General features: G+C 65.9%; 23 protein-coding genes and 1 tRNA gene. 17 read left to right on the forward strand and 7 right to left on the reverse strand.

Annotated features, from left to right (window positions below):
* Positions 1-61: 61 nt before the first annotated feature.
* Positions 62-1,087 (forward strand): glutathione S-transferase C-terminal domain-containing protein, encoded by a 1,026-nt coding sequence (locus tag RIB98_13625; protein ID MEQ8842016.1) that lies wholly within the window; start codon positions 62-64, stop codon positions 1,085-1,087.
* A gap of 91 nt (positions 1,088-1,178) precedes the next feature.
* Here the strand turns inward: RIB98_13625 and RIB98_13630 are convergent, their stop codons facing one another.
* Positions 1,179-2,837 carry a class I adenylate-forming enzyme family protein gene (locus RIB98_13630; protein MEQ8842017.1) on the reverse strand — a complete coding sequence of 553 codons (1,659 nt, stop codon included), beginning with the start codon at positions 2,835-2,837 and terminating at the stop codon, positions 1,179-1,181.
* A 43-nt stretch (positions 2,838-2,880) separates the two neighbouring features.
* A complete protein-coding gene (locus RIB98_13635; GenBank protein MEQ8842018.1) occupies positions 2,881-3,636 on the reverse strand; it encodes an N-acyl homoserine lactonase family protein in 756 nt (251 codons plus the stop codon).
* On the opposite strand from RIB98_13635, the gene RIB98_13640 reads away from it, so the two are divergent.
* The gene (locus RIB98_13640; GenBank protein MEQ8842019.1) at positions 3,635-3,958 is read left to right on the forward strand and encodes a DUF1905 domain-containing protein; all 324 of its coding nucleotides are present in this window, start codon (positions 3,635-3,637) and stop codon (positions 3,956-3,958) included. The genes RIB98_13635 and RIB98_13640 overlap by 2 nt on opposite strands.
* Positions 3,959-3,974: 16 nt before the next feature.
* Here RIB98_13640 and RIB98_13645 read toward each other — a convergent pair whose 3' ends face one another.
* The gene (locus tag RIB98_13645; protein MEQ8842020.1) at positions 3,975-5,273 is read right to left on the reverse strand and encodes an acetyl-CoA hydrolase/transferase C-terminal domain-containing protein; all 1,299 of its coding nucleotides are present in this window, start codon (positions 5,271-5,273) and stop codon (positions 3,975-3,977) included.
* A 96-nt stretch (positions 5,274-5,369) separates the two neighbouring features.
* Between RIB98_13645 and RIB98_13650 the strand changes: the two genes are divergently transcribed.
* Positions 5,370-5,446: transfer RNA gene (locus RIB98_13650), tRNA-Met, on the forward strand.
* Positions 5,447-5,567: 121 nt separating this feature from the next.
* Here RIB98_13650 and RIB98_13655 read toward each other — a convergent pair.
* Entirely contained in the window at positions 5,568-6,158 is a 591-nt protein-coding gene (locus tag RIB98_13655) for a TetR/AcrR family transcriptional regulator (protein ID MEQ8842021.1), read from the reverse strand.
* A gap of 410 nt (positions 6,159-6,568) precedes the next feature.
* Here RIB98_13655 and RIB98_13660 point away from each other — a divergent pair, with 410 nt between their 5' ends.
* The 7 genes from RIB98_13660 (at position 6,569) to RIB98_13690 (ending at position 11,136) form a co-directional block, all read left to right on the forward strand.
* Positions 6,569-7,336, forward strand: a complete 768-nt coding sequence (locus RIB98_13660; GenBank protein MEQ8842022.1) for a nuclear transport factor 2 family protein — start codon at positions 6,569-6,571, stop codon at positions 7,334-7,336.
* 7 nt (positions 7,337-7,343) lie between these two features.
* Positions 7,344-8,207 carry an SDR family oxidoreductase gene (locus tag RIB98_13665; GenBank protein ID MEQ8842023.1) on the forward strand — a complete coding sequence of 288 codons (864 nt, stop codon included), beginning with the start codon at positions 7,344-7,346 and terminating at the stop codon, positions 8,205-8,207.
* A 63-nt stretch (positions 8,208-8,270) separates the two neighbouring features.
* Positions 8,271-8,810 (forward strand): hypothetical protein, encoded by a 540-nt coding sequence (locus RIB98_13670; GenBank protein ID MEQ8842024.1) that lies wholly within the window; start codon positions 8,271-8,273, stop codon positions 8,808-8,810.
* Positions 8,811-8,863: 53 nt separating this feature from the next.
* Positions 8,864-9,694, forward strand: a complete 831-nt coding sequence (locus RIB98_13675) for an MBL fold metallo-hydrolase (GenBank protein MEQ8842025.1) — start codon at positions 8,864-8,866, stop codon at positions 9,692-9,694.
* Positions 9,695-9,968: 274 nt separating this feature from the next.
* Positions 9,969-10,409, forward strand: a complete 441-nt coding sequence (locus RIB98_13680; protein MEQ8842026.1) for a hypothetical protein — start codon at positions 9,969-9,971, stop codon at positions 10,407-10,409.
* Between the two features lie 17 nt (positions 10,410-10,426).
* Positions 10,427-10,807 (forward strand): XRE family transcriptional regulator, encoded by a 381-nt coding sequence (locus tag RIB98_13685; protein ID MEQ8842027.1) that lies wholly within the window; start codon positions 10,427-10,429, stop codon positions 10,805-10,807.
* Positions 10,804-11,136 carry a helix-turn-helix domain-containing protein gene (locus RIB98_13690; GenBank protein MEQ8842028.1) on the forward strand — a complete coding sequence of 111 codons (333 nt, stop codon included), beginning with the start codon at positions 10,804-10,806 and terminating at the stop codon, positions 11,134-11,136. The genes RIB98_13685 and RIB98_13690 overlap by 4 nt, the downstream gene beginning before the upstream one ends.
* Positions 11,137-11,291: 155 nt before the next feature.
* On the opposite strand, the gene RIB98_13695 is transcribed toward RIB98_13690, so the two are convergent.
* Positions 11,292-11,642 (reverse strand): hypothetical protein, encoded by a 351-nt coding sequence (locus RIB98_13695; protein ID MEQ8842029.1) that lies wholly within the window; start codon positions 11,640-11,642, stop codon positions 11,292-11,294.
* 17 nt (positions 11,643-11,659) lie between these two features.
* On the reverse strand, positions 11,660-12,163 hold the full coding sequence (locus RIB98_13700; GenBank protein MEQ8842030.1) for an SRPBCC family protein: 504 nt from the start codon (positions 12,161-12,163) through the stop codon (positions 11,660-11,662).
* 47 nt (positions 12,164-12,210) lie between these two features.
* Between RIB98_13700 and RIB98_13705 the strand changes: the two genes are divergently transcribed.
* Positions 12,211-12,804 carry a TetR/AcrR family transcriptional regulator gene (locus tag RIB98_13705; GenBank protein MEQ8842031.1) on the forward strand — a complete coding sequence of 198 codons (594 nt, stop codon included), beginning with the start codon at positions 12,211-12,213 and terminating at the stop codon, positions 12,802-12,804.
* A gap of 332 nt (positions 12,805-13,136) precedes the next feature.
* Here RIB98_13705 and RIB98_13710 read toward each other — a convergent pair whose 3' ends face one another.
* Positions 13,137-13,682: a helix-turn-helix domain-containing protein gene (locus RIB98_13710; protein ID MEQ8842032.1), complete on the reverse strand. Its 546-nt coding sequence runs from the start codon at positions 13,680-13,682 to the stop codon at positions 13,137-13,139.
* A 242-nt stretch (positions 13,683-13,924) separates the two neighbouring features.
* On the opposite strand from RIB98_13710, the gene RIB98_13715 reads away from it, so the two are divergent.
* The 6 genes from RIB98_13715 to RIB98_13740 all read left to right on the forward strand — a co-directional run bounded on the left by RIB98_13715 (position 13,925) and on the right by RIB98_13740 (position 19,334).
* On the forward strand, positions 13,925-14,707 hold the full coding sequence (locus tag RIB98_13715) for an alpha/beta fold hydrolase (GenBank protein MEQ8842033.1): 783 nt from the start codon (positions 13,925-13,927) through the stop codon (positions 14,705-14,707).
* Positions 14,694-15,029, forward strand: a complete 336-nt coding sequence (locus tag RIB98_13720; GenBank protein ID MEQ8842034.1) for a hypothetical protein — start codon at positions 14,694-14,696, stop codon at positions 15,027-15,029. The genes RIB98_13715 and RIB98_13720 overlap by 14 nt, the downstream gene beginning before the upstream one ends.
* 753 nt (positions 15,030-15,782) lie before the next feature.
* On the forward strand, positions 15,783-16,748 hold the full coding sequence (locus tag RIB98_13725; GenBank protein ID MEQ8842035.1) for an ABC transporter ATP-binding protein: 966 nt from the start codon (positions 15,783-15,785) through the stop codon (positions 16,746-16,748).
* Positions 16,745-17,530 (forward strand): ABC transporter permease, encoded by a 786-nt coding sequence (locus tag RIB98_13730; protein ID MEQ8842036.1) that lies wholly within the window; start codon positions 16,745-16,747, stop codon positions 17,528-17,530. Before RIB98_13725 ends, RIB98_13730 begins: the two co-directional genes overlap by 4 nt.
* Before the next feature lie 5 nt (positions 17,531-17,535).
* Positions 17,536-18,708 carry a sensor histidine kinase gene (locus RIB98_13735; GenBank protein MEQ8842037.1) on the forward strand — a complete coding sequence of 391 codons (1,173 nt, stop codon included), beginning with the start codon at positions 17,536-17,538 and terminating at the stop codon, positions 18,706-18,708.
* Positions 18,705-19,334, forward strand: a complete 630-nt coding sequence (locus RIB98_13740) for a response regulator transcription factor (protein ID MEQ8842038.1) — start codon at positions 18,705-18,707, stop codon at positions 19,332-19,334. The genes RIB98_13735 and RIB98_13740 overlap by 4 nt, the downstream gene beginning before the upstream one ends.
* Positions 19,335-19,410: the final 76 nt, after the last annotated feature.

Genomic DNA, 19,410 nt, shown 5'->3' on the forward strand with positions numbered 1-19,410 from the left:
CCGACATGAGGGTTGCGGACATCAGGGTTGGGAGCCCGCGGAACGGGGAAGAGCCGACGGCATGGGTTCAGAGACCGAGTACGCAGACGAGACCGGCGCCTACGAGCGAGACACCGACTACATCGACACGCGGATCACACGGGACGCGGCCGACGGCTGGCCGGTGGAAGCCGGGAAGTACCGCCTCGCGGCGGCCCGCGCCTGTCCGTGGGCGAATCGGGCGCTGATCGCCCGCCGCCTCTACGGGCTCGAAGACGCGATGTCGCTGGCCCTCGCCGGGCCCACGCACGGCGAGGAGTCGTGGACCTTCGATCTCGATCCCGGCGAGAAGGACCCGGTGCTCGGTATCCATCTGTTGAAGGAGGCCTACGACAACCGGGGTGCGGATGCGGGTAGCGGCGTGACCGTGCCGGCGATCGTCGACGTCGAATCGGTGCAGGTCGTCACCAACGACTTCCACCAGATCACCCTCGACTTCGGGCAGGAATGGGTCGAGCATCACCGGCCGGGCGCCCATGACCTATTCCCGGAGGGCGACCGCGACGAGATCATGGAGGTCGCCCAGGGCAACTTCGAAGACGTGAACAATGCGGTCTACGAGGCCGGGTTCGCCACCGATGCCGGCGCCTACGCAGAGGCCTACCAGCGGCTTTTCGATCGCCTCGATTGGCTCGAGGAGCGCCTGTCGACCCAGCGGTTCCTGGTCGGTGACACCATCACCGAGGCCGACCTCCGTCTCTGGCCGACCCTCGTCCGCTTCGACGCGGTCTACCACAACCACTTCAAGTGCAACCGCAACAAGCTGATCGAGATGCCCGCGCTGAGGGGCTATGCCCTCGACCTGTTCCAGACCGCCGGTTTCGGCGACACGATCCATTTCCCGCAGATCAAACAGCACTACTACGAGGTGCACCGGCAGGTGAACCCGTCGGGCATCGTGCCACTCGGTCCGGACCTCGCCGTGTGGGGGGCCGCGCACGAACGAGAACATCTCGGTGGCCGCCCCTTCGGTGACGGCACCGCGCCGGACCCGGTTCGCGACCACGAGCGGCCGCCGGCCGACGCCAATCCCGTCTGGGGCCGATGACGTTTGGTCAGCCGGATGGCCCGGCCGGATCGAAGGATCCCCCCAGCGCCAGATCCCGAGGTTGAGAACCGACGTCCGTGCCCTCGACCGCTCAGCGGTAGCGCGTCTCGACGTCGGCGGCGATCTCGCCCTTGGCGATCTTGCCGCCGCTCGAGCGGGGGAGTTCATCGAGCACCACGAGCGCCTCGGGGCGGATCTCGATCGCGGTTTGACGCTCGTCGAGATGGGCCAGCAGGTCCTCGAGGGTGAGCGTGGCGCCCTCGATGAGTTCGACGTAGACGCAGACCCGTTCGCCGAAGATCTCGTCGGGGATGGCGACCGCCGCGCTCAGCCCCACAGCGGGATGGGTGTTGACCTCGTCCTCCACCTGCGACGCCGAGATGTTCTTGCCCCCGCGGATGATGAAGTCCGAGATGCGACCGGTGACGGTGAGGTAGCCCTCGTCGTCGATCGTGCAGAGGTCGCCCATGAGCATCCAGCCGTCGGCGGTGAACAAGCCGGCGTTGGCCTCACGGTCCAGGTACCCGAGGCAGGTGGCCGGGCCGCGGCAGGCGGGCCGGCCCTCGCCGGGAATGTCGAGTTCGGTGACCCCGTCGGCGTCGAACAGGCGGACGTGCATCTCGGGCACGAGTCGTCCGGCGGTGCGTAGCCGGCGCTCGAGCGGTTCGGCCGGCATGGTGCCCGACAGCACTCCGGTCTCGTTGGATCCGTAGAACTGGAGCACGGTGCAGCCGCTGCGGGCCTCGAACTCGGCGGCCCGATGCTCGGGCACGGCCTCGCCGCCGGTGAACATTGCGTTGAGCGAGCTCAGGTCCCGTTCGTCGAACGTCGCTTCGTTGAGCATCATGAGGAACTGGGTGCTCACGCAGCCGAGCATGGTCACGCGGTGCTCCTCGATCAGCTCCAGTGTGCGTTGAGCCGAGAACCGGCGGCTGATCACGGTGGGTGCGCCGAGCACGATTGGCGTGTAGTGCGCCGTCCACAGCCCGAAGCCGAACGGGGCGGGCACGAGCGACATCACCACCTCGTCCGGGCTGAGTTCGCCGTGGCGCATGGCCACCTTGTGGAAGTACAGCCAGCGGTTCTGGAAGTGCAGCACGCACTTCGGGAGGCCGGTGGTGCCGGAGGTGGAGTTGATGAACGAGAGGTCGTCGGGACCGATGCGGCGCTCGTCGATGTCGGTGGCCGACGGTACGTCGTGCGGCGCCCCGTCGACGATGATGGCGCCACTCGGGTGGGCCTCGAAGACGGGCAGCTCGATGTGGGTGGTGATGGTCGCCCCGAGCGCCTGAACCGCGGTGCGGAGCTCGGCGGCGGTGCCCTTGGCATGGGTGGACAGCGTGACGAGCACGGCGGCGCCGGTGCTCTCGAGCAGATGGGCGACCTCTCTGCTGTTGGCCCGGGCGCCGATGCCGACGGTGATGACGCCGGCCTTCTCGAGACCGAGGAAGGCGGCGTGCACGGTGGCGGTGTCGGGGATGAGCACCGCGACCCGGGCGCCGGGGTCGATGCCGAGATCGATGATCACATCGGCGATACGGTCGCTCACGGCGTCGAGCTGGGCCCAGGTGAGGGTGCCGTCGTCGGCGATGTAGCTGACGGCCTCGGGGCGCTCGGCCGCGTGGCGGCGGAGATGGTCGACGAGGGTGACGTCCCCCCACCAGCCCTCGTCGCGATAGCGGCGGGCGGCGGCCGGGTCCACCGCGTTGCGGAACTCTCCCTTCCGGGCGTCCTCAAAAGATTCAATCATCTAGATGATTCTCGCACAGGCCATCGGTGAAAGGGAAAGTCGATCAGTCGATCCGGCGGGGAAGGGCAGCCATGACGGCCTCGTCGTGACCGGGGATGAGGGACGCGCCCGACCGGCGCAGATCCTGGAGATGTCGGATGCTCGCCGCCTGTCGTTCGGCGTCGTGGCCGATCGGTGGGAGCGGTCCTCCGTCGAGGGTCTCGGCGAAGTAGGCGCAGTCGGCGCACAGCACGACCTCGCGGCCGTTGCCGACGCGGACCCGCAACGACTGATGACCCGGTGTGTGCCCCGGCGTCGGAATGCACGTGACCCGGCCGTTGCCGAACACGTCGTGCTCGCCGTCGACCTGAACGATGTCGTGGCCCAGGTCGTAGTCGGTCGGGTTGAACGTGTTGGCCGCGGCGAGGTCGGCGTCGAAGCCGGCTGTCCACTCGTCGCGTTGCACGAGCACTCGGGCGTTCGGAATCTGGGCGAGGCCGCCGACGTGGTCGAAGTGCAGATGGGACAGGATCACGACGTCGACCTCCCCCGGCTCGACATCGTGCGCGGCGAGCTGGGCGGCGATGAGATCATCGGTGCCGACGCCGAGATCGAAGAACAGTTCGACCACCTCTCGATCCGGTCCGTCATCCGTCAGGGCCGAATGCATACCGCAGTCAAAGAGCGCGAGATCGTCGCCGTGGCGGATGAGCCAGGCCGGCACCGGTAGCTCGACCGGGTTGTCGCCGGCGCCGGCCTCGAACATCGATCGACCGGCGGTGAGGGTGCCGCACGAGAGCGGCTCGATGGTGACATCCATGACCACTACCGTCGCGCGGATGGACGCCACGTTCTCGTTCTCCTCCGAACTGACCGAGTGGGACGCCCGTGACGACATCTCGATGGCGCTGGTCAGCGTGCCCATCGACATCTCCGAGGACATCCGGGACATGGAGCTGCCCCGCCGGGGCTTCGGCTCGGTGCCGGTGCGGGTGCGGCTCGGAACCAGCGAGTGGCGGACGTCGATCTTCCCGTCGAAGACCGGTGAGTACGTGCTGCCGGTCAAGCAGCCGGTGCGCAAGAAGGAGAAGATCGGACTCGGCGACGTCGGCAACTTCGAGATCGACATTTCTCCTGAGTGAGGTGCCCCCCGAGTGACTAGCCGGGCCAGTGCTCGGCCTGCTCCTCGAGTTCGGTCCGGAAGTCGGGGTGGGCGATGGCGGCAAGGGCGCGGGCCCGCTCGCGCACTGATCGTCCGGCCAGCTCGGCCGCACCGAACTCGGTGATCACCACGTCGACCTGGTGGCGCGGTGTGGTGACGATCGCGCCAGCCGGGGTGGGACCTGCGATGCGGGAGCGGAGGGCGCCGTCGATCGTGGCGGTCGACGGCAGGCAGATCAGCGAACGGTCGGTGAGTTCGAGGCCGGCGCCGGCGATGAAATCCTCGTGGCCGCCGATGCCGGAGAACTGTCGGCCGCCGATGGTGTCGGCGATCACCTGGCCGGCAAGGTCGACGCTCATGGCGCCGTTGATGGTGATCATCTCGCGGTTGGCGCTGATCTTCTCGGGTGAGTTGACCACGTCGACCGGGAGGAAGCGCACGTGCTCGTTGCCGTCGAGCCATTCGTAGAGCTCGGCGGTGCCGGCCGCGAACGTGGTGACCGAGTACCCGTCGAACTCGCCCTTGTGGTCGTTGGTGACCTTGCCGGCCTTGCACAGGTGCATGAGGCCGGTGGTGAACATCTCGGAGTGGATGCCGTAGCCGCCGCCCGATCGTTCGGCCAGGAGGGCGGCGACGGTGTTGGGGATGCCGCCGATGCCGGTCTGGAGCGTGGCGCCGTCCGGCACGTAGTCGGCCGCGAACACGGCGATCGTCTGCTCGGCCTCGGTGGGTTCCGCGTCGGCCAGCTCGAACGGGGTGCCGTCGCCCTCGACGATCACGTCGACCTCGTCGACATGCAGCGCGTGGCGATGGTCGGGCGGAAGCCCGAACGTGCGGGGGAAGGCCGGGCTGGTCTCGACGAGGCAGATCCGATCGGGGTCGGCCGCGGCCCGACGCAGCTCGGCAACGGTTGCGCCGGCGTGCAGCGACAGGCTCATCCAGCCGTCGGCGTCGGGCGGGGTCGCCGCCGTGGCCATCACCCTCGGACGCAACTCCTCGAGCACCGGGGCGAACCGACGGAAGTCGGCGGGGACGAACTCGACTGCGGCACCGCTGGCGATGAGGAACCGCTCGGCGGGACCGTAGAAGCCGCTGCGCAACGACACGCCGGGGCGGGTGAACAGCTCGTAGAGGTCGGGGAGCAGGGCACCCGAGACTCGCAGGTCGACCCAGTCGGTGCGGGCACCGAGGGCGTGAAGGAACTGCCCGGGCACACCGGGCCCGAGCGGTACGGCGAGCGAGTCGGTCGGCGCGATGAGATCGACAGCGGCGGCGGGCGTCAGCGGATTCGGCATGCACCAGCAGTATTCCGGATCGCAGCGGCGCGAAAGGGCCTTTGGTCGTTTCTGACGAGGTTGTTGCACCCGGAGACCGGCTGTAGCTTCGTCAGTCGCGGGGTGGAGCAGTCTGGTAGCTCGTCGGGCTCATAACCCGAAGGTCGCAGGTTCAAATCCTGCCCCCGCCACCAACGAAAAGGCCCGGAAACTCAACGGTTTCCGGGCCTTTGACGTTGTGCGCTGGGAGAGTCGTCTACCGGCGCGTCTTCCGACGGCGCTGGGTCAGTCGACCGAGATCAGCCGGCGCGCCCGTCACCGTTCGTCGTCAGACCAGGCCGAGGTGTCGATGGCACCAGTCGTGCCGGTGAGCCCGGCGAAGGTCAGGCGGGACTGCGCTCGCAGCATGTCCGGGTCCTCACCCAGCGCGACCTGAGTGAGCAGCGCAGTGAACTGGTTGTCGATGAAGGCGGCAGCGACGGTGGTTGGTATGTCTGCGGTGATGTCTCCTCGCGCTTTTGCCCGTTCGACCCAGTCTGCGTAGCGGGCTTGCGCCTCGACTCGGAGGTTGTTGGTCCGGGTTTGGGTGGCTGCGCCGAGCCGCGATGACAGCACGCGCATCTTCGCGAGGAGGCAGCCAGGCGGCATGTCGCGGTCGAGGTCGATCATGATGTCGATCATTGACGCCAGGACGTCTTCGAACGGATCGTCGTGGGTCGTGAGGTCCAGCATGGGTGCGAGCACCGTTTCGGCGTAGTGCTCGAGGGTGGCGTCCATCAAGCCGTCCTCGCCGCCGAACTCCCGATAGAGGGCGGGCTTTGACACGCCGGCGCGGCGACAGAGTTCGTTGAGCGATACGGCGTCGGTCCCTTCACGCCAGTAGTTGTCCATCGCGACGTCGATCACGCGGTCACGGTCGATCGTCTTTGGCCGACCTCTCGGGCGGTTCTCGCTCGATTCGACCTCCATGTTCGACCTTTCCGGAATCGCTTCTCTCGAGGGCAAGCATCCAAGTGTACCTGTCGGTACGCAATTCGAGCACGGCGCAAGTCGTGGCCGGAAACTATTTTCGTACCTTTCGGTACGCCCGGGTTGCCATCCAGGTCCTCGTTCCATATCTTCTTTGCGTACCAGACGGTACGTAAACGAATCGCCCGTCGCACACGATCAGGGAGCACCACATGAAGATCCTCACGCCGGTGCTTGTCGCACTTTCGCTTGCGGGCGCCGCGTGCGGCAGTTCGACAACGGCTGCCGAACCGGCCACCAGCACCCAGCCAACCGAGACAACCCTCCACGAACAGGAAGAAGCCACCATGACAACAACCGAACTGGCGACCGCCACCCTCGACGCACTCTTCACCGACTTCGACCCCGCAGCAGCCGCCGAACTGTTGGCCCCGGACTACATCCAGCACAACCCAGGCGTGCCGACCGGTGCGGCAGCTGTGCTCGAGTTCATCCCAGCGCTCGAAGAGAGCGGTATCTCGGTCACCACGCACCGGATCATCACCGACGGCGACCTCGTGGCGATGCACAACACCTACGAGAATGCCGATCTGTTCGGCGCCCCGACACTGGTGGCGTTCGACGTGTTCCGCATCGAGAACGGCAAGGTTGTCGAGCACTGGGACAACCTCCAGCCACCGGCCGAACCGAACGTCTCGGGCCGAACACTGACCGACGGGCCGACCGAGGTCACCGACCTCGACCAGACCGAAGCCAACAAAGCGCTGGTCGCCGAGTTCACCCAGACCGTACTGATCGACGGCGACTTCAGCCGCATCTCGGAGTTCTTCGCTCCCGACCTCATCCAGCACAATCCGTGGTGGGGAGACGGTCTCGAGGCCCTCGGCGCCGGCTTCGCCGCCCAGGCCGAGCAGGGCAATGCGCTCAGCTACACCAAGGTTCATCACATCATCGGTGAAGGCAACTTCGTTCTGTTCATCTCCGAAGGGACCCTCGGCGACGTCCCGACCGCCTACTACGACCTCCTCCGGCTCGAAGACGGTCTCGTGGTCGAACACTGGGACGTGATCTCCGAGATCCCCGCCGAGATGGCCCACGACAACGGAAAGTTCTGAGGTCCCGATGAAGAACATCATCATCACGGGAAGTAGCAACGGGTTCGGCCACCTGTCGGCCATGGCATTCGCCCAGGAGGGCTACCGGGTCTGGGCGACGATGCGCAACGCAGACGGATCGAACCGGGAACCCAAGGAACTGCTCGAAGCCGCAGAGGGCGAGATCCGAGTGCTCGACATGGACGTGGCCGACGACGTATCGGTCGATGCTGCCATCGCGCAGGTGATCGACTCCGACGGCCACGTCGACGTGTTGATCAACAATGCCGGGATCATGTACATCGGCCACACCGAGGCCTACAGCCTCGAACAGGCCAACGAACAGATGAACGTCAACTACTTCGGCGTCATCCGCACGACTCAGGCCGTGCTGCCCACCATGCGCCGAGCCGGCAGCGGGCTCATCATCAACACCTCATCCACGGCCGGTCGTGTCGCCTACCCGTACTTCGGCACCTACGGCGCCACCAAGTTCGCCGTCGAGGCCTACTCCCAGAGCCTGCGCTATGAGATGGCACCCCACGGAGTCGACATTGCGCTCGTCGAACCTGGGCCGTTTCCGACCAATCTCATCAACTCGGTCCAACCAGAGGCCCGCCGAGAGGTCCTCGACGACTACGGACCGCTCAGCGACGTCCCGGCCGGCATGCTCGCCTACTTCGCCGAGTTCTTCACGACCGACGCAGCCCCCGACAACGGACTCGTCGTCGACGCCTACCTGGCGTTGGCCGCGGCCGAGCCGGGACAGCGCCCGATGCGGACCCACGTCGGCATCGAACACGGGGTCCCCGAACTCAACCGCCTCTCCCAACCAATCCAGGACAACGTCGTGAACGAACTCGGACTGACCGAAGTACTGACCCGGCCATGACGCTCCTTTCGAACGGTGCCGCAACCGATCCCGATCTCACTCACGTGATTGCCGAGGTTCCACATGGATGACACGACCGTTTCCACCATTGCCCTGCTGCTGTGTCTGGCGCCCGGAGTGCTCCACTCGGTCGAGGTGGCCTCTCCCATGCTGTCTCGCTGGATCGTGAACTACGTGCTCCCGTTCTTCGGGCCGGGACGACCGAGCAGCGCTGGGTCGCTGACAAACGTTGAGCAACTCGCGATGCTCGATGCCGGCGTCGACGCAGTTCCCGAAGAGAAGAAGGTGGCGGCATCGGACTACACCTTCTTGATGCTGTTCGAGCAACGCCAAGGCTCGCTGGCGTTCCTCTCGGTCGTCGCCGGGGTGATCTACGGGCTGACGTTGACCCTCACCGAACGCAACCCACTGCACCTCGTTCTCGGCGTGATGGCGGCGCTGTTCATGCTCGTCAACGCCAATCACGCCGGCATCCGATTCCTCGGCAACCACCCCCGAGTGTCGCGACACGGACGCAACGTCGGGATCGTGTTCGCCCCGTTCTGGGCGGTGGCAACCGTGCTCAACGTGTTGGCCTTCTCATCCTCGCTCCCACCGTCATGACCGGACCACTCCCAAACACAAGTCGCCGTTGGCTCGGTCTCGCCACTGTCTGCATGGTGCTCGTCGGCGCTGCGTGTGGCAGCGATGGCAACACCCCAGCGCTCCCGACCACCGAACGCGATGCCGGCTCTCCCACGGCGGACATGACGGCCGAACCGATTGATGAGATCACCATTCATTCCTACCTCGGCCCAAGCCTGAACACCGGGAACTACGTCGTCGAATCGTCGACATCGGTCGTCGTTGTCGACACCGGCTATCGAGGTGGCGACCCGGAGGAATTCCGGGCCGCGGTCGATTCCCTCGGCAAGCCGATCGTCACGGTGTTGATCACCCACGATCACTCCGACCATGTCGGCGGCCTCAACACCGCCTTCGCCGACGTTCCTGTGGCCACCACAGCGGCCGTTGCCGAACTGATCGACGCCGGGAACCGAGACATCGAGATCCTCGACGGTGCGTTCACGATCGACGGGATCGACTACGTCGCCGAGGAATACCTCGACGTCGAAGCCCGGGCCCAGATGGTCATCACCCTTCCCGACCATGATGCGATCTTCACCGGCGATCTCGTCTTCAACGAGACACACCTGTTCCTGACCCCGAACCTCGATCGCTGGATCTCCATCCTCGAAGAACTCCAGATCGACTCACCCGCCAGGGTGTATCCCGGCCACGGACCGCCGGCCGACCCCGCGGTGTATGGCGAAACGATCAACTACATCCGTACCGCCCAGGCGAACCTGGCCGCAGCAACGAACGGCGAGGACTACAAAGCCGCCATGATCGACGCCTACCCCCACTGGCAAGAAGCCGGCCTCATCGACTACTACCCGCGAGCGCTCCTGTCCCAACCCATCGCACCGACCACGGGGACCGATTGAGCGTTGTCGGAATCCGAAGCGATCGCGGCGGAGGGTACGTCAGGTAGGTGACAAGGTTCAACCCGCTCGACGTCTCCGAGCAGGTGGATCAACCCGCACACATCGCCGAGCACGCCGGCGGAGGGGAGTTGCGGGCGCGGGTCGTGTTCGAGGCCGAAGGGCGGCACAGCGCCGGGCAGGAACCCCGCCTCCCGATCCCAACATAACCTTGACAGCATAATACAGCCGACGTTATGTTTGTGGAGTGCCGTCTGTACGGGTCGAGTTCCACCCAATGTTCGCGAGTCAGTACGAACAGCTGGCTGGGCTCGCCTCGGGCTCCGATGCGCATCTCGAGTTGTTCGGCGACGTGACAGCGTTGCTCAATGCGCTCGAGGAGTTCGGTCACGACGTTGAGGAGGACAATCATCACCCCGACGCGATCAGCCATCCCATTGTCACTTCCCGATATCGCACCTTCGCCTTGCGGCGAACTCCGCCGACGACGGCAACGCCCTACGCCGACTCGCCGCCGGTCCTGCGGATCCCTTACGTCTGGTTCATCGACCAGGCCACAGGCGACGAGGTCGCGGTCGTGATGCTGGTGGGTGACAAGACGACCTCGGGCAACGACTGGTATCCCGCAGTTGTCAACAAGATCGACAACGCAAGCATGGTCACCGACTGGGAACGGACCCACCCCGACCACAAGGCCACAATCAGGAGGACACGATGACCACCAGGAGACCGCCGATGGTTCCCGACGCCGCCGACGACTTCACCGACGAAGACTTCGCAGCCGCAACCGAACGGGTCAATGCCACCCGGGACGCTGCTCTGGCGGACCCCGATGTTGCTCGGATGGTTGAGGCCAAGACGGCGGCTCTTGCCCGACGGGTCGAAACCCTGGCAGCACTCCGCAAGGCGCGTGGGCTGACTCAGGCACAACTGACCGAAGAGCTGGGTATGACCCAGGGCGAGGTGTCGCGTCTGGAACGGCGAGAGAATCTGCACCTTGCGACGCTGGCTAGGTTCATCGAAGCAACTGGCGGCAAGCTGAAGATCACCGCGGTCTACAACGACGACGAAGTCGAGGTCGGAATCGGCGAAACCGTCGAGCCCGAACCGGCATGACCAGGGTCTCGTCGACCGGACACACTTCATGGGACGTTGTGCGGCGCGGCCGAGGCGACCAGCCAACGGAGCCAGCCGCGACACGGTTCGATCTCGATCTCGGTCAGCTCATCTATGACCTGCGAACCGAGGCTGGGTTGAGTCAGCGTCAGTTGGCTGAGCGGATGGGTACGACGCAGTCGGTGATCTCGCGTCTGGAAGAGGGCGGTGGCGCGAAGAACCGGATCGATACCCTCGCCCGAGTGGCCACGGCGCTCGATCGGCATCTCGTGTTGTCGTTCCCGTCCGAGGTGCCCGACAAGCTCACCGACGCCGTCCAGGTGGCGTGAGAAAAGCTCACAGAAAACTCACGGGACAGACGTAAACAGCAGGGAACGACGGGTTGCAGCGGGGAACACCGGCGCCGCTCGAAACGGCCGCTGAGCTGGGCAAACGCCCGTTCTCGCAGGTCAGGCGCCCGATACGAGAAACTGTCTCAACGTTCTCATAACCCGAAGGTCGCAGGTTCAAATCCTGCCCCCGCCACCACAAAAGCCCTGGTCACAGCATCACTGAGGCCAGGGCTTTGTCGTCCGCGAGGATCGAGGTGGAGTTCGTAGGCGTAGTCGAGTCCGTGTTCGAAGAGCGCGTTCGCGATGACCTTCTCACCGTGCGACTTGACGAAGTCACCTCGAAGAGTCTCGCGAACGAGGGCTCGGCGTCGGGAGATGAACTGCTCGATCTCTAAATGGAATCCGCCGGCGACAATCGCCTCCCAGTCGTCGCGGAAGTGCTCGAGCATGACTTGGCGGATCGAGCGCTCGTGCCGGGGATCGGCGAGGTGGTCGTCGATCACATCTTGGATGATGCTGCTCAGAGCGAGTAACTAATAGCCTTAGGCAGGTCAAGGGTGGGTGCTGGCTCTCCGCGTGCCGCATCGAGTTGTTCGGCGAGGCGGCGCATCGCGGTGGTGTTGTTTCGTTTGATGTATGCCCGGGCCAGTGGTTTGGTGAGTCGGTCGAGCGTTGGGGTAACGAGCCATCGGTACTCGAAGGTGATGTGGGTGCCGCCGCCCGGGAGCGGGGTCAAGGTGTAGGTGCCCTGACCTGTGCGCTTGGCCTTGGCTGCGACGTTCACCTCGACGATCCTGATCGGGGCCTCCGAGTCGACGACCTCGATGTCGACGATGTCGCTCACGCCGAGGGCACGGGTGTGGACCCGCGCCCTGGATCCGATGCCTCGCGTGGGCCCAGACAGTTCCCAGTCGCGCATGAGGTGGTCGTTGAAGGGCTCGTGGTTGGCCATGACGTCGAGGAAGTCGAAGACCTCTTCGACGTCATGGGGCACGTCGATGGAAACGATGACAGGGTTGATCATGTACCAGATGGTACATCAGTTGATGAACCAAGTGGTACATTTTCCTGGTGGCCAAGCCCGACGTCCGCCAGGAACTCCTCGACGCAGCGATCGACTACGTGGCCGAGCACGGCCTCGCCGACCTCTCGCTGCGCCGGCTGGCCACCGAGCTGGGAACCAGCCACCGGATGCTCAGCCACCACTTCGGATCGAAGGACGGCATGTGGACGGCGATCGTGAAAGAGGTGGAGCGCCGTCAACTGGCAGCCTTTGAAGACCTCGAACCCGATCCGTCGATGTCACTGCAGGATGTGCAGCGCGCTTGGTGGCGGCATATCTCCGATCCCTCGCTTTGGCCGAACGAGCGCCTCTTCTTCGAGGTCTACGCACAAGCACTCCACGACCGACCAGCCACCAATGAGTTCCTCGCCGACATCGTCGAGTCATGGATCTGCCCGGCGGCCGAACTCGTCGAGACGATGGGCGTGGCCCCTGACGCCGCGGCCGCTTATGCCCGCCTCGGCCTCGCCGTGACTCGTGGGCTGCTCCTCGACCTGCTTGCCACCCACGACCGAGCCGCCGTCAACGCCGCCATGGAACACTGGATCGCACTGAGCACCGACTTCATCGCCCAGAGCGCACAGGACCATCACACCCCATGACGTCGGCCCGCTCCATGATCGCAGCCCAGGTCTGTTCGCTGCAGCAGCAGTGGAGGCATCGCGGGGGCTCGCCGGTCGGTCCCCGGCGGGTTCCTGATCGACCTGGGAGCAGCATCAGATCGACAAGGTGTTGGCGAGGTGAGCGAACCGATCTGTCACGCAACACGCCCGCCGCGCTCGGACGTGTCAGACCTGCCGCTACTGGAGGGGCGAGCTCTTGACGGGAACGTCCTTGCAGCCTGTTGCCTTCGACGGAGTGCCGAGGCCTGACGAGCGCGAAGCTCAGGTTCTCGATGGGCGTCCGGTCGAGAGCAGTACGGAGCCAGCTGGCTTCAGGCCTTCCTCGTGTGGCCGTCGGGCATGGCGATGGTGCTGAGGATTCGTCGGCGTCTTCCTGGCGTGGGGGCGTTGTCGGTATGCGCCTGCACTGCGGTCGCCACGGTGGCGGCCAGTGTATCGAACTCTTCGTCGGTGAGCCAGATGGCTACTTGGCGGTAGCCGACCCGATCGCGACCCAGCGCGGGCTTGCCTTGGTCCAGATAGGTCGCGAAGTCCGCGAGGAGGGTCCCGACGAATGTGGCGAAGTAGCGGAAGTGGTCATCGGCCGTTGCTGACTCCAGTTCGCTGTCACCGAGAGCCACTGACGTTGTGACGACTCGGTAGGTGCGTTCGACGGTTCCGCGGATGGATCGCTCCTCTGCCACCTCGAGGAGCCCACCATCGGCAAGTTGGTTGATGTGTCGGTACAGCGTCGCTTGTGCCACATCGCCCAGCCGCTCCTTCAATTCGAGTGGCGTCATGGGGGTGGCAACGAGGGCCTGCACGATTCGGAGCCGTACCGGGTGGAGGAGCAGGTCTCGGGTTTCGATCATCGACATTCTCCTCGCCGGGTTGCGGATATTCTCAACACTGATAACATTCTCATGAGCGAGAATAGCCCGCCTAGTCGGGAAGGACAACAACGGTGACCGAATCAGAAATCTCCATTCCAGCGGGAACGCTCACACTTCAGGGAACGCTGACGGTAGGCGGCGCGAGCCCCGGCCCGGCCGCCCTCCTGATCAGTGGATCAGGGCCCGTCGACCGAGACTCCAACGCCAAACGTCTGCCAATCAACGTGATGGGCCAGATCGCGGCCCACCTCGAGGCCGAGGGCATCATGTCGCTCCGCTACGACAAACGCGGTGCGGGTCGCAGCGATGGGGACTTCCTGTCCGCCGGCTTTCACGACAACGTCGAGGACGCGCGAGCCGCGCTCGACGCGCTGCGAGCCCGATCCGAGGTCGACCCGGACCGGGTCGTCATCATCGGCCACAGTGAGGGGGCGCTCATCGCGTCCACCCTCGCCTCGGACGAGGCACTCGCCGGCGTCGCCCTGCTCGCCGGCGCAGCCACCAACGGAAAGGACGTCCTCCGATGGCAGGCACGACAAGTCGCAGCAACACTTCCCCGGCCCGTGAAGTGGCTCATGAAGCTGCTCCGACAAGACCTCGTACGAACCCAGATGAAGCGACTCGTCCGAATCGAGTCCTCCGCCGAAGACGTGATCCGCATCCAGTTCGTCAAGCTCAACGCCAAGTGGTTCCGCGAGTTCATGGCCTTCGAACCGGTCGACGCGCTACGGCGAGCGGCCGTACCAGTGCTCGCGATCACCGGCACGAAAGACATCCAGGTCAACCCCGACGACGTAGCACTGATGGAACAGGCCGTCGCAACGCCCTTCGCCGGGCATCTGGTCGACGACGTCACCCATCTCCTGCGAGCCGAGCAGGGAATCGGCTCGGTGCGGACCTACAAGAAGCAGGCACGCGAGCCGCTCGATCAACGAGTCACCGACCTCGTCACCGCCTGGGTGACCACCCAAACCCAACCCAAGAACGGAGCCAGCAATGGCCACCTATGACGACGAAGTGGTGACCCTCGACGACATCGGGATCACCGTGAAGAACTACTACCTACCCGGCCGGCCCCAGCGCATCAGATACGACGACGTCGTCGGTGTCGAGTCGATCGAACTTGGTTTCGGCACCGGCCGACACCAACTCGTGGGAATCGGCCCGCTCCGGCCGCGAACCTTCTTCCATTGGGACCGCAAGCGCTCCGCCAAGTCACGCGCTCTATCTCTCGACCTTGGCCGCTGGCTCCGAGTCGCCATCACCCCGGATGAACCCGACGAGGTGCTCGCGATTATTCGCACGTCTTCAGCCCGGCCCCCCGGAAGCTGATTCGGGTCGCCATCAGTCGAGGTGAAGCATCGCCGCCAAAGGGTCAATACGCTCCAGAAGGGTCGATACGACCCAGCCTTCCCTCTGGCGCGTCTTCTCCACCCCTGGAGTCGGCCGGGCTGTTGTTCTTCGCGTTCGCGGGGTACGCCCGACTCGCCACCCTCGGGGAAGAGGTCGTCGACCCACAACGCACGATCCCGCGTGCAATCCCGCTCGCGCTGGGCATCACCCTCGTCGTCTACACGCTCGTCGCCGTCTCGGCTCTCTTGGCCGCCGGACCCGAAGCGCTGGCAGCATCGACCGCGCCGCTCGACACCGCCGTTCGCGCCGGTGACCTCGTGGCCCTCTCCCCGGTCGTCCGTGTCGGGGGCGCCATCGCCGCCCTCGGTGTTCTCTTGTCGTTGATCGTCGGGGTCAGTCGGACGACCTTCGCCATGGCGGCCAACGGCGAGATGCCTCGCCGGGCTCGGAATCGTCGGTTGCGTGGTGCTGGCGTTCACGCTGCCATCAGCGAGCGTCATCGGCGGCGTGGCCGTCCTCGGATGCGGCGCTCTCGTGTGGGCCGTGCGGCAACGCCGAGTTCGGGCCTGATCGGCGGTGTCGTAGCGCGGCTTGGGTTGTTTCAGACCGTGTTCGCCGATCTTGTAGGGCCGTGTCGCCCACGGCAGTAACGGGCCCTCCACCAGGTGGTGGATGCGACAACCCGACCGTGGGTAGATGTGCCCTGCGGCGCGGTTCGTGATGATGGAGTTCATGAACGAGACCGCGATCGAGGCCTCGAGCCTCAAGAAGTCCTATGACGATCGAACCGTCGTCGACATCGACCATCTGAGCATTCGCCGCGGTGAGGTGTTCGGACTGCTGGGACCGAACGGCGCCGGAAAGACGACGTTCGTCGAGATGTGCGAGGGCTACCGCCGACCGACGGCCGGTCACCTCTCGGTCCTGGGAGTCGACCCGATGAACGGCGGGTCGACCTGGCGGTCCCACCTCGGCATCGTCACCCAGGAGACCGGCGCCTTCGACCGGCTCACCGTGGCCGAGGCCGTCGGCCATCTCGCCGGCTTCTACCCGAACCCCCGTTCCACGGCGGAGACCCTCGCGATGACCGGCCTCGACGAGCTCACCGACCGCTTCGTCGACCATCTGTCGGGTGGCCAGCGCCGACGACTGGACCTGGCCTGCGGCATCGTCGGCCGGCCACAACTGCTGTTTCTCGACGAACCGACGACCGGGCTGGACCCGGAAGTCCGGCGGCGACTGTGGTCGATGATCGAGGGGTTGCGTGACGACGGCACGACGATCGTGCTCACCACGCACTATCTCGACGAGGCCGAACAGCTGGCCGACCGCGTCGGCGTGCTCGCCGACGGAACCCTCATCGCGCTCGACACACCCGACCGCCTGGGTGGGCACGATGCGAACGAGACCATCGTGTCGTTTCGCCCGTCGCCGTCGAACGAGACGCTGCTCACAACCGAAGAATGGGAACGCGTCGATCACGACCGCGTCGGCATTCGGACATCGGAACCAACCGCGCTCGTGGTCGAACTCCATCGACTCGACGGCGAAGTCGACGGTCTCGAGATCACCCGCCCCTCGCTCGAAGACACCTACCTCCGGCTCATCGACGACCACACCTCCGCGTTGGGTCGACACCACGATGGGCGACGGCCGGCGCCGCACGTTCACAAGGGACCCCAGGAGGTCGCGTCATGACCCTCGCCATCGCATCCGTTCGGCGCACCCGTATCGAGTTGCTCCGCTTCCGGCGCACGCACGAGCAGGTGCTCTTCTCCTTTGCCCTTCCCATCGTGCTGATGACGATGCTCGCCGCGATCCTCGGCGGTGAGATCGGGAACACCGGCGTCGACTTCAGCCAGTACATCGTGGCGGGGATGGTCGCCAGCGTTGCGCTCAACGTCGGGGTGAACGACCTCGCCCCGCAGCTCGCACTCGACCGATCCGACGGCACGATCAAGCGCCTGGGAGGCACTCCGATGCCGCCGGCTGCCTACGTGTTCGGCAAGCTCGGTTCGGTCGTCGTGACCGCGGTGTTGCAGACGGCACTGCTCCTGGCGATCGGTGTCGCCCTGTTCGACGTCGAGCTGCCCTCGGCAATCGGCTGGTTCACGTTCTCGTGGGTGTTCCTCCTCGGTCTCACGTCGGCCGTGCTGCTCGGAATGGCGATCTCCACGATCGTCACCGATCCTCGCTCCGCGTCCGCCGTGGTGACGCTGCCGTTCGTGGCCCTGCAGTTCATCTCCGGCATCTGGTTCCAGTTCGGCGACCTGCCGAGTGGACTCCGGCAGGTCGCGTCGCTCTTCCCGCTTCGGTGGATGGCGCTCGGGATGCGATCGGTCTTCCTCCCGGACTCGTTCGCCGTCAACGAACCGGGCGGCTCCTGGCAGCCCGGTATGGTTGCGCTCGTGCTCGCCATCTGGACCGTCGCCGGTCTCGCGCTGGTGCTCGGCCGCTTCCGCCTCCGGACCGAACGATGACGGAGATGCGGGCGCTCCGAATTCCGCCGAACCGACTCGACGATGAGCTCGCGGTGCGCGGATTTCTCCTCTCCCACGCCGGCATGATCGCCGTGCTGGTGGTCATACAGGTCGGCATGGAGGGCCTGGCCCCGGTGCCGGCCACGATCCCGATGCTCGTCACCATCGGAGTCGTTCTCGGAACCTTTCGCAGCGAGCGAGCGGGCGCCGAACCGTCGGAGTGGATCTGGTTGGCGCTCGTCGTCCCGTGGATCGCGCTGGTGCTGATCGATGCGTCGTTCCTGCAGGCCATGTTCACGATGCTGCCGGCGACGTTCGCGCTGGTGAGCTGGCCGAGATCGGCCGTGGCCGCGGCGGTGATGCCCATCGTCTGGGGCGCGGTCGAGTTCGCCGCCGATGAACCGTTCTGGGAGTGGGCGCTGCTACCGCTGGGGACCTGGGCGCTCAGCTGTCTGATGGGGTGGTGGGTCTACCGGGTCATCGAGCAGAGCGAAGAGCGGGCCGTGCTGCTCGCGACGCTCGAAGCGACCCGGGCGGAGCTCGCCGAGGCGCAACGGGCCGAAGGGGCCCGAATGGAGCGCGACCGCATCGCCCGTGACATCCACGACACGCTTGCCCAGGGGTTCAGCTCGATCCTGCTGCACTCGCGTGGCGCACTCGCCCGGGGCGATGCCGACAGTGCGCGCCAGACGCTCGGGCTCGTGGAGCAGGTTGCGTCGGAGCATCTCGGTGAAGCTCGCCGTCTCGTCGCCGACCGGGCCGACGAATCGCTCGGTGGCCGGACACTGACCGAGGCGCTCCAGCGAGTGGCCACGACCGACGAGCCGGTGGCACACCTCCATGTCGACGGGTCTGCGCAGCAACTGAGCGGAGCGATCGAGGTCGCCGTGCTCCGCATCGCCCAGGAGGCTGTCGCCAACGCCCGCAAGCATGCCGATGCGGGGCGGATCGACATCACGCTCGCCTACACCGACAGGGAGGTGCTGCTCGACATCGTCGACAACGGGTCGGGGTTCGACGTCCACGCGCCACCGCGCACCGTCGGCAGCCAGGTCGGAGGACTGGGACTCACCGGCATCCGAGCCCGCACGGCAGAACTCGGCGGCACTGTCGTCGTGGAGTCGGCTGACCAGGCCGGCACGTCCATCTCGGTCGCATTGCCAACGGGGACGAAATGATCCGCGTCGTCCTGGCCGACGACCACCCGGTGGTCCGGGCGGGCATCGCCCAGATCATCACCGCCGAGGGGGACATCGACGTGATCGCCGAGGCCGCCGACGGACGGGAGGCCGTCACCATCGCCGTCCGTGAGCAACCCGACGTCGTGCTGATGGACCTGCGGATGCCCGAGCTCGACGGTGTCGGAGCGATAGCCGAACTGGCCACCTCGGCGCCGAAGGTTCGCGTGCTCGTGCTCACGACCTACGACACCGACGACCTCATCGTCGGAGCTGTCGAAGCGGGGGCGATCGGGTACCTGCTCAAAGACACCCAGCCGAGCGAGCTTCGCGATGCCGTGCGCGAGGCGGCCGCCGGCCATACGGTGCTCAGCGCACCAGTTGCGTCCCGGATCGTGCAGCAGATGCGACAGACCAAGTCGGTGTCGCTCACGCCACGAGAGCGCGAGATCCTGGCGCTCGTCGCCGAGGGGATGAACAACGCCGAGATCGCCGCTCTCCTCCACGTCGGGCGGGCAACGGTCAAGACGCATCTGCTGCACGCGTTCGACAAGCTGGGCGTCAGCGATCGGACCGCCGCGGTCGTCACCGCGCTCAGGCAGGGAATCATCAGCCCGCCGCGCTGACGAGCGGGGTTTCGTCGAACTGTGATCTCGCCCGAGCCCCGGTGCGCGTGGCCGGCCATCGGCCCGGGTTACGATC

The sequence above is a fragment of the Acidimicrobiales bacterium genome (genome assembly GCA_040219515.1).
Taxonomy (GTDB): Bacteria; Actinomycetota; Acidimicrobiia; order Acidimicrobiales; family Aldehydirespiratoraceae; genus JAJRXC01.

Excerpts from the sequence above, each read along its gene's own strand:
- RIB98_13625 (MEQ8842016.1), top strand. The coding sequence starts at position 62 with ATGGGTTCAGAGACCGAGTACGCAGACGAGACCGGCGCCTACGAGCGA.
- RIB98_13630 (MEQ8842017.1), bottom strand. The coding sequence starts at position 2,837 with ATGATTGAATCTTTTGAGGACGCCCGGAAGGGAGAGTTCCGCAACGCG.
- RIB98_13640 (MEQ8842019.1), top strand. The coding sequence starts at position 3,635 with ATGACCACTACCGTCGCGCGGATGGACGCCACGTTCTCGTTCTCCTCC.
- RIB98_13635 (MEQ8842018.1), bottom strand. The coding sequence starts at position 3,636 with ATGGATGTCACCATCGAGCCGCTCTCGTGCGGCACCCTCACCGCCGGT.
- RIB98_13645 (MEQ8842020.1), bottom strand. The coding sequence starts at position 5,273 with ATGCCGAATCCGCTGACGCCCGCCGCCGCTGTCGATCTCATCGCGCCG.
- RIB98_13660 (MEQ8842022.1), top strand. The coding sequence starts at position 6,569 with ATGACAACAACCGAACTGGCGACCGCCACCCTCGACGCACTCTTCACC.
- RIB98_13665 (MEQ8842023.1), top strand. The coding sequence starts at position 7,344 with ATGAAGAACATCATCATCACGGGAAGTAGCAACGGGTTCGGCCACCTG.
- RIB98_13670 (MEQ8842024.1), top strand. The coding sequence starts at position 8,271 with ATGGATGACACGACCGTTTCCACCATTGCCCTGCTGCTGTGTCTGGCG.
- RIB98_13675 (MEQ8842025.1), top strand. The coding sequence starts at position 8,864 with ATGGTGCTCGTCGGCGCTGCGTGTGGCAGCGATGGCAACACCCCAGCG.
- RIB98_13680 (MEQ8842026.1), top strand. The coding sequence starts at position 9,969 with ATGTTCGCGAGTCAGTACGAACAGCTGGCTGGGCTCGCCTCGGGCTCC.
- RIB98_13685 (MEQ8842027.1), top strand. The coding sequence starts at position 10,427 with ATGGTTCCCGACGCCGCCGACGACTTCACCGACGAAGACTTCGCAGCC.
- RIB98_13690 (MEQ8842028.1), top strand. The coding sequence starts at position 10,804 with ATGACCAGGGTCTCGTCGACCGGACACACTTCATGGGACGTTGTGCGG.
- RIB98_13700 (MEQ8842030.1), bottom strand. The coding sequence starts at position 12,163 with ATGATCAACCCTGTCATCGTTTCCATCGACGTGCCCCATGACGTCGAA.
- RIB98_13710 (MEQ8842032.1), bottom strand. The coding sequence starts at position 13,682 with ATGTCGATGATCGAAACCCGAGACCTGCTCCTCCACCCGGTACGGCTC.
- RIB98_13715 (MEQ8842033.1), top strand. The coding sequence starts at position 13,925 with ATGGGCCAGATCGCGGCCCACCTCGAGGCCGAGGGCATCATGTCGCTC.
- RIB98_13720 (MEQ8842034.1), top strand. The coding sequence starts at position 14,694 with ATGGCCACCTATGACGACGAAGTGGTGACCCTCGACGACATCGGGATC.
- RIB98_13725 (MEQ8842035.1), top strand. The coding sequence starts at position 15,783 with ATGAACGAGACCGCGATCGAGGCCTCGAGCCTCAAGAAGTCCTATGAC.
- RIB98_13730 (MEQ8842036.1), top strand. The coding sequence starts at position 16,745 with ATGACCCTCGCCATCGCATCCGTTCGGCGCACCCGTATCGAGTTGCTC.
- RIB98_13735 (MEQ8842037.1), top strand. The coding sequence starts at position 17,536 with ATGCGGGCGCTCCGAATTCCGCCGAACCGACTCGACGATGAGCTCGCG.
- RIB98_13740 (MEQ8842038.1), top strand. The coding sequence starts at position 18,705 with ATGATCCGCGTCGTCCTGGCCGACGACCACCCGGTGGTCCGGGCGGGC.